Origin of the sequence: Microcoleus sp. S36b_A4 (assembly GCF_036700645.1) — a bacterium.
GTDB lineage: Bacteria > Cyanobacteriota > Cyanobacteriia > Cyanobacteriales > Microcoleaceae > Microcoleus.
Genome location: NZ_JAUBPI010000188.1, coordinates 1 through 3,539, shown reverse-complemented (window position 1 = coordinate 3,539; position 3,539 = coordinate 1). Strand labels below are relative to the sequence as shown.

At 43.0% G+C, this 3,539-nt stretch carries 5 protein-coding genes; all 5 read right to left on the bottom strand.

The features are described 5' to 3' along the window. Positions 1-279: 279 nt before the first annotated feature. The 5 genes from QUA03_RS28555 to QUA03_RS28535 all read right to left on the bottom strand — a co-directional run bounded on the left by QUA03_RS28555 (position 280) and on the right by QUA03_RS28535 (position 3,437). Entirely contained in the window at positions 280-867 is a 588-nt protein-coding gene (locus QUA03_RS28555) for a calcium-binding protein (protein WP_333217053.1), read from the bottom strand. A gap of 416 nt (positions 868-1,283) precedes the next feature. After that, positions 1,284-1,502, bottom strand: coding sequence for a type II toxin-antitoxin system HicA family toxin (locus QUA03_RS28550; protein ID WP_333217051.1), 219 nt, complete (start codon positions 1,500-1,502; stop codon positions 1,284-1,286). Then, complete coding sequence (locus QUA03_RS28545) at positions 1,502-1,747, bottom strand: type II toxin-antitoxin system HicB family antitoxin (RefSeq protein WP_015178899.1); 246 nt, start codon at positions 1,745-1,747, stop codon at positions 1,502-1,504. The genes QUA03_RS28550 and QUA03_RS28545 overlap by 1 nt, the downstream gene beginning before the upstream one ends. 121 nt (positions 1,748-1,868) lie before the next feature. After that, positions 1,869-2,243, bottom strand: coding sequence for a DUF433 domain-containing protein (locus QUA03_RS28540; RefSeq protein WP_333217049.1), 375 nt, complete (start codon positions 2,241-2,243; stop codon positions 1,869-1,871). A 198-nt stretch (positions 2,244-2,441) separates the two neighbouring features. Then, positions 2,442-3,437: an AEC family transporter gene (locus QUA03_RS28535; RefSeq protein ID WP_333217047.1), complete on the bottom strand. Its 996-nt coding sequence runs from the start codon at positions 3,435-3,437 to the stop codon at positions 2,442-2,444. Positions 3,438-3,539 lie beyond the last annotated feature (102 nt).

Here is a 3,539-nt window from a genome sequence, read left to right as displayed (position 1 = left end):
GTTGTGAATGTAGAACAACCTGAAACGCTTGTGATGATTGAATCGATTGTTTACAAATCAAATGGTTTTGCTATATTGTTGTTGCAGTTAAATTGTTTTGACTGTTATAAACAAACAAGTATTTTTTTGGTTTCCTTGGACAAAAAATTCATTAGGCTCACGTGTTGAAGGAACAATTCGGGTTTTACCTTGGAGAACCGTAGGAAGAAGGATTTCATCTTCTGTTCCAAAGTTTTTGATGCCATCTCCTATTAACCGCGAGTTTAAGTTGGCAGCAAATTAATCTGGATCTCCAGCAATGCCTACAAGTATACTGTTACCGGAGCCAGTCAAAGTATCAGATCCAAATTCTGAAGCCAGCTCGGAATTACGAGGGGCTGTGCGACCTACTCCTATTACTTCACTGCCATTAGAATAAGCAGCAACGCTATCTTGTCTTGGAATCACAGGGGTTGGGGTGGGAGTCGGAGTCGGAGCGGGTGTAGGAGTAGGCGTTGGGCTTGGTGTGGGTGTTGGAGTAGTTATAGCTTGAACAACTCCGTTTTCGACAGAAAAGTTACCGATTAAAACATCTCCTTCTGCAGGATTGTAGTCTGGAAGTTTATCTCCTGCTTTGACATTGAAAGTATCGCTGCCATTACTCCCGTAAAGAATGTTGATACCTTCACCACCAAATATGAAATCGTCACCTTTGCCACCGTAGATGGTATCGTTACCTTCACCGCCGTAAATTGTATCGTTACCTTGATCGCCGCGGAGAAAATTATCTCTACCACCACCATACAAGATATCGTTATCTTTGCCAGCGTAAATGGTATCGTTACCACCATTGCCAGAAAGGGTATCGTTACCTTGGACACCAAAAATGATTCCAGATTATTGAATTGCGTCATTGCCGTTGCTTCCAACAATAGCGCCTTTGAACTCACCGTCTTGGATAATAGTCATTGTCGTTGTTTCCTTTTTTTGTAAAATGCCAAAACACCAAGTTTGGGGTTAGTTTTTCTTGTATCTTGCGGGTTTAAATAAAACTTTTACCTAAAAAGTTATCCTAACGAGTTTTTATGCTTTTGTCAAGAAGTAAAACAAAGACATCTTTAGAATAGGTCTTTTAGTAGTAGAGTGCGTCACCTTGCCATTTTTCACCAAAACGATCGATTATCGCAGGTGACACACCTTACTTTTGTTGATAATCAAATTGCGATCGCCCATCCCCTACCATACCCAGTAGCAGAAGAAGGGCGATCGTTTTATTTAATATAATTGACAAAACCCTCTCAACTTTAGAGGTTCTCCCAATCACTAATATCAACTTTAGCCTGTCGCAAAATCTTAGCTAAAAAGTTGGCACTGATATCACCTTGATGAGGATTGGGGATGGTAATGCGAAGGTTATCTTTCACCATGAACTGATGCCTTTTTCCGGAATAGGGACCGTCAAATCCCAGTTGTTTCAGATAATGAATTAAGTCTCGACGTTTGACTGGTTTTAAAGGAGGCATCAGGCAACTTCCTTGGTAACTGTAAGGTCGATATTATCAAGGACAGGTAAAGGAAGTTTCAGGGTGAGACTAAGTAAAATCCAGTCTTCCAATACCTCTTGCAATTCTTCTCGACAAGCTTCGAGACTTACAGCATTTGCATAGACTCCCTCACAGATAGGAATTTCTCCGTAGAAAGTCCCATCATCAGGGAAAATTTCATACTTAGCTTGCTTCATGGCAGCTTGGATGTATTTAGTTAACATATTAAAGCAATCTCCTTTAAGGTGATAAAACGAATTGGGATGATATCAAGCCAACCTTGATTAGCAATAGAGCCAAACAAAATTAGGGCGTGTCCATTGAGATTATGATCTATCAAAAAAATCACGCTTTTGCCTCACGCTTTGCCTTCGCGGCTCGAAGCTTTTCCCAAGCAGCTTCCGTTCCTGGTCTTGGTGGTTGTGCCGCAATTCTGGCAATCAGATCGCGATTTTTTTCTTCATAGTACAGCCGAAGTTCCTCAGCTTCCTTAAGCACTATTTGATACTCAGCTTCAACATCAGAGCGATTTGCCTCAATATAAGCTAAAGCTGCGTTAATTTGTTCCTCTGTAAGGTCAAACAATCCCCTGATAAACTTAGGTGGATATTGAGCCGTCACATAGTCCATGATGTCGTAGATAGTGATGCGCGTACCTGCGATCGACACTCCTCTTTCTGTACGGATGATAGCTGTTTGTTCGTCGGATATGCTTGTCATACCTATAACCTCCTTGAAGTTATTTCTATATTATACCAACTATCAAAAGTCGGGCAACAATCATTAGTGTTGGGTTTATTTCCTGTTTTAGTAACGCGATCCAAATCCAACAAACCGGGTTTCTGCGCTCGTCTTGGAATCCCCACCGAAATTTTGGAAAGAAACCCGGTTTCTGAACCCCCACACGATCGCCCAACTTCAACTAAACCCAGCTAACCACAGCGGAAGCATCAACAGCAAACCGACAGAAGTGATGGCGATGCTGCTAGCTAACAAATCGCGATCGAGCTCGTAGACTTCTGCTAAAATCAGCACGGAAAGAGCTGTGGGCGTTCCCGACATCAACACCAACACGAACCTCGGATCGCCACTCAATCCGAAATAACTAGCACCCAATCCGATTAGCACCGGCACAATTACCACTTTTAACAGTGACGGGATTAATGCCAGTTCAAAACTTTCCCATTTCTTAATAGACCTCAGCCGGATGCCAACCAGCAGCAAAGCACTGGCAATTACCACCCAAACAGCAGTCTGCAAGCCAGATTCCACTGTTTCGGGCAGGGGGATGTTTCTAGTATAAAAACCAATCAAAAAAGCCCACAGGGCGGGAACTGTCAGCACGTCCCGGATCTGAGTCCACCAGTGATTTTTTTGCTCCGAGTTCCCGAAATAGCTAGCAATAAATACACCGAAACAATAAGTTCCAATAACGTTGTTAGTGACGCTGTACAAGACAGCCCAATTGTTGTTATCGCTGCTGATGATAGACGGGGTGATTGCTAATCCAACAAAGCCCGTATTCCCTAACATCGCAGCTAGGAGAAAACTGCCTTGGCTCGATCGCTTCAGGGAATTAAAATTTAATAAAAATAAATTTACTAGAGAATTTTTGCCCTGAAAATAGGGCTTTTGGATGTGGGCCGCACTCAGCCTACGCAATAATACCCAAGTCAGCCCAGCAAAACTCGTACTCAGAAATAACACAAATATGGCGATCGCCGGCGTGAATCCCACAGCACCAGAAAAATCGCTCTGACGGGCTAAAACTAGAATTTGCAGCGGTATCCCAATCCAGAAAAGAAAGTGGCTCAGCAGCTTGGGAAAATCAACTGGGATGTACCGAAACAGCAGCAGTCCTAAGCCCGTCCAGATAACTAGGGGCGTATAAGCGTGAAATAAGGTTTCAATCATAAAAATTTAACTAGACAATTGGAAAGTTTGAGTCGATGGGAGGTATTATCCTCCGCACCTCTCAGTTAGATCCGGACGTGCTGGTTTCCCCGCATCCGGCTC